Origin of the sequence: Pseudactinotalea sp. (assembly GCF_048594945.1) — a bacterium.
In the GTDB taxonomy this organism is placed as follows: domain Bacteria; phylum Actinomycetota; class Actinomycetes; order Actinomycetales; family Beutenbergiaceae; genus Pseudactinotalea.
The window spans coordinates 1-3753 of sequence record NZ_JBMDXJ010000405.1; the positions used below are offsets into that span (position 1 = coordinate 1).

Sequence of the window (3753 nt, forward strand, 5' to 3'; positions counted from 1 at the left end):
GACGCCTGGATCTCCGCGAGCACGTCGGCCAGCGGGATGCCGCACTCCAGCGCCATGCCGTACGTGACGTACACGAGATCGCCGAGCGCATCGGCGGCCGCGACCGTGTCGCGGGTGCCATCGACGGCGGCGATGGCGGCCGCGAATGCCTGCACCATGAGAGTGCCTGCGCGCTCGCCGTAGACCGCCCCGACCAGCTCGGCGAACTCCTCGCCGATCAGCGCCATCCGCATGTGCACGCGCTCGCGGTCCACGCTCGGCGCGTCCGGTGCCACCGGCAGCGCGTACGTTGCGTGGAACTCCCGCACCAGGGCCTCGGGGTCGCGTGCGTCCATCGCGCCACAGTAGTGGTGCGCGTGCTCCTCACCGCGCCGTACCCTCGGGCCTCGTGAGAGGCGCGAGGATCACGACGGCGGGGCTCACCCTGGTCATGGTTCTCGCCCTGGGAGCGTGTGCGAGTGGGTCGGAGCCGGTGCCGCCGCCCCCCGGGGTCGGCTTCGACTACCAGCTCGGCGGCGACTACCCGCTGCCTGACGGCGCCGGGCTCGTGGTGCGGCAGTGGTCGGGTGGTGAGGCTGCCGCTGGCGCCTACTCGGTCTGCTACGTCAACGCCTTCCAGACCGAGGCGGAGCCGGGCCACCCCGACAGTGCGACGAACTGGCCCGACGGGCTCGTCCTGGAGCGGCTCGAGGACCCCGAGTGGCCAGGAGAGCACCCGATCAACATCGACTCCGACCAGCTCCGGCGCACCGCCGTGGAGTTCATCCAGCAGAGGTTCACCGAGTGCCAGGCGCAGGGCTTCGACGCGGTGGAGCTCGACAACCTCGACACCTTCACCCGCTACCCCGACGCGCCCTTCGACCGTGACGACGCGATCGCGTACGCGCGGCTGCTGGTGGCCGAGGCCGCCGACCTCGGGCTCGCCGTGGGCCAGAAGAACACCCCCGAGCTCCTCGACGTGGCCCGGACCGAGATCGGATTCGAGTTCGCGATCGTTGAGCAGTGCGGCGAGTACGACGAGTGCCAGCAGTTCGTCGACACCTACGGTGGCCGCGTGTTCGACGTCGAGTACACCGATACCGGCCTGGTCGCGGCCTGCGAGGTCATCGGTGAGGTGGCCGGGGTGGTCCAGCGCGACCTCGACCTGGTCGCGCCGAGCGAGGTGGGCTACCTGCACGAGACCTGCTAGTGGTGCGGAGCACTAGCGGCCGCCGCCGTCGGGCGGCTCCCCGCCACCGCCGGGACCACCCTCGCCACCACCGCCTTCGGGCGCGCTGCCCGAGGTCGGCTCCGTGGTGGTGTCGATCGGCACCGTGAGGGTGGCGACATAGCCGGCATCCACACTCCCGGTGACGGCGGCGATCTGGTGCACACCGCCGTCATCTCCGAACACGTTGTCACTGCTCAAGGTGACCTGCGCGAGGTTGGTAACCGACTGCTCGTACCCGATGGTCGCATAGACGGTGTCGCAGACGTTCTGCGGCAGCGCCAGCTGCGAGGTGGCGATCGCGTTCGTGGAGTCGTCGATCGAGTCGACGTCCGGGTAGACCTCGAAGTGAATGTGCGGCCAGCGGCCCGAGTAGCAGGCCGGGACGATGCTGGTGAAGGTGACCTTGCCGTCGTCGTCGGTGACCTGGACGCCGCGCAGGTAGTTCTGGTCCTCGATGCCCTCGGAGTACATCGAGTAGTTGCCGTCACGGTCACAGTGCCAGGCGTAGACCGCGACGCCGGCGAACGCGCCACCGCCTCCCGCCATGTCGAGCACGGTCAAGGTGAACTCGAGCGGCACACCCTCGGCGGTGCCGGAGGAGTCGCCGAAGCTGGAGCGGATGTCGCTGCGGACGATCCCGCTCTCCTCGAGCACGTCGGGGCCGTTGGAGCCGTCGCCGGGGTAGGGGCCGGCGGTCTCGTCCGGGATCTCGGTCAGGTCGGAGTCGGCCGTGGTGTCGGCGGAGGTGCCGGAGGTGACCGGGTCGCTGCTGGCGGCACCGCACGCGGCGAGGGCCAGCGCACCGGCGCCGACCCCGAACGCTCCGAGGACGCCGCGCCGTGTCATCAGCGTGCGCACGTCGAAGCGGAGCCCTTGGTCGACCACCTCTTCGTCCGGTCGAGGCAGGAGCCGGCCTTGGTAGGACGGTCCGCGTGTGGTCTGGTCGGGTTCAGGTCCGGTCATCGCAATGCTCCTTCAGGTGTGGGCGATGACGGCAGCGTGGCCCCCGCGCCTGACCTCGATCTGGGCGCTCTCTGGGAGGTTGCTGTGGGTCGCTAGGAGGCTGCCCACACCCCGAGCTCGTTGCCGGCGGGGTCGGCGAAGTGGAACCGGCGGCCGCCTGGGAAGGGGTACGGACCGTTGACCACGGTGCCGCCGGCATCGATGACTGCCTGCACCGTGGCATCGAGGTTCTCGCTGTACAGCAGCACGAGAGGGCCGCCGCGCGTGACCTGGTCCGAGAGCGCGAGGCCACCGGCTTCCTCGCCCTCAGGCTCGGCCGCGGTGCGGATACCCGCGTAGCCATCGCCGTAACTGGTGAACTGCCACCCGAACGCGCGCGAGTAGAAGTCCTGTGCCGCCTGCATGTCGGTGACGGAGATCTCGATGTAGTCGATCGAGAGCGGGATGCCGTGCGTGTGTGTGCTCATGCGCCGACGATGCCGCATGACACCGACATCGGTCAGGAGGTGACGCGTGCGGCCGTGGCGTCGGGGAGCGGGGCTGTGCCCGACCAGGCGTACCAGTGGCCGCCACCGGTCAGGTGCTCGGCGACCGCCCGTTGCAGCGACGTGCGCGGCGTCAGCGTGCGCACGTCTATCGGGTCCTCGGGGTCGCTGCGGACGTTGAAGGCGAAGTAGAGGACGCTCTCGTCGGACTGGTATCCCGACGCGGCGAGAGACCAGCGACGTTGGAACTGCGCCAGGTTCGAGGCAGGCGGCAGGAGCTGCGTGATCGTGGGATCCAGCAGCCAGCTGGTGCAGAGGAAGGCGCTCGCGGGGGTGTCGGGGAAGTGCCGCGCGAAGAACAGCGACGCCGCCGTGAAGGACTCCTCGACGCTCTCCGGCGTCAGCGGACCGGAGGCCGGGATGTGCGTGTCGAGCATCCACCCCTCGGCGGTCGGCTTCGGCACGAACTGCAGCCGGCCCAGCCACATCAGCCCGCCGGACCAGGCGGTGCGCATCCAGCCGTAGGTGTCGAGCCCGAACCGGCCGTGCGTGCGGCGGTTGACCGAGATCTGCTGCCCCAGGTCGGCGAGTGAGCCCCAGGAGATCTCGTCCGGGATCTGGCGGCGAGCGTGCTCGGCCCGGACCTCGGGCACGGAGGCGAGCAGGGCCAGGATCGCGAGATCCTCTCGGCCGTCCGGCAGGTCCGCCCACGGGTCGGGAACCGCGTCCCGGTTCCGCAGCCGCCCCACGCCCTCGGTAAGCAGCGACGCCATCCGTGCGACCGCGGCGACGTCCGAGCGGCTGCGCCTGAGCCGGTCCGCGAATCCCACGGCCTCGACCGCGTCGTCGTCGTGGAAGCCTAGGTGCACCAGTAGCTCCGGCAGGTCGTCCGGCGCCAGCCGTGCCCGGGTGGTTGCCTCGTCGATCACGAGCAACAACGGTACTGAGGACATCCACCCTGGTGAGGGACGCCGTTGGGGAATGTCTGCGGGGCGCGGTTCGGTACCGTGTGCGGAATGGACGGATACCGACATTCTGGTGACGCGCGCTGATGGACGGTCTGCTCGCGAACATCGCGCTGGTGCTGCTGTTCAT

General features: G+C 70.1%; 5 protein-coding genes. 1 reads left to right on the forward strand and 4 read right to left on the reverse strand.

The genetic code is table 11. The features are described 5' to 3' along the window. On the reverse strand, positions 1 to 335 hold a 335-nt coding region (locus ACOJSN_RS18420), incomplete at its 3' end, for a phosphoribosyl-ATP diphosphatase (RefSeq protein ID WP_420113948.1). A 53-nt stretch (positions 336 to 388) separates the two neighbouring features. On the opposite strand from ACOJSN_RS18420, the gene ACOJSN_RS18425 reads away from it, so the two are divergent. After that, a complete protein-coding gene (locus tag ACOJSN_RS18425) occupies positions 389 to 1189 on the forward strand; it encodes an endo alpha-1,4 polygalactosaminidase (RefSeq protein ID WP_420113949.1) in 801 nt (266 codons plus the stop codon). A 12-nt stretch (positions 1190 to 1201) separates the two neighbouring features. Here the strand turns inward: ACOJSN_RS18425 and ACOJSN_RS18430 are convergent, their stop codons facing one another. The 3 genes from ACOJSN_RS18430 to ACOJSN_RS18440 all read right to left on the reverse strand — a co-directional run bounded on the left by ACOJSN_RS18430 (position 1202) and on the right by ACOJSN_RS18440 (position 3587). Beyond that, positions 1202 to 2173: an intradiol ring-cleavage dioxygenase gene (locus ACOJSN_RS18430; protein ID WP_420113950.1), complete on the reverse strand. Its 972-nt coding sequence runs from the start codon at positions 2171 to 2173 to the stop codon at positions 1202 to 1204. A gap of 92 nt (positions 2174 to 2265) precedes the next feature. Beyond that, the gene (locus tag ACOJSN_RS18435) at positions 2266 to 2640 is read right to left on the reverse strand and encodes a VOC family protein (protein ID WP_420113951.1); all 375 of its coding nucleotides are present in this window, start codon (positions 2638 to 2640) and stop codon (positions 2266 to 2268) included. Between the two features lie 32 nt (positions 2641 to 2672). Further along, positions 2673 to 3587: an acyltransferase domain-containing protein gene (locus tag ACOJSN_RS18440; RefSeq protein ID WP_420113952.1), complete on the reverse strand. Its 915-nt coding sequence runs from the start codon at positions 3585 to 3587 to the stop codon at positions 2673 to 2675. Between the last annotated feature and the right edge of the window lie 166 nt (positions 3588 to 3753).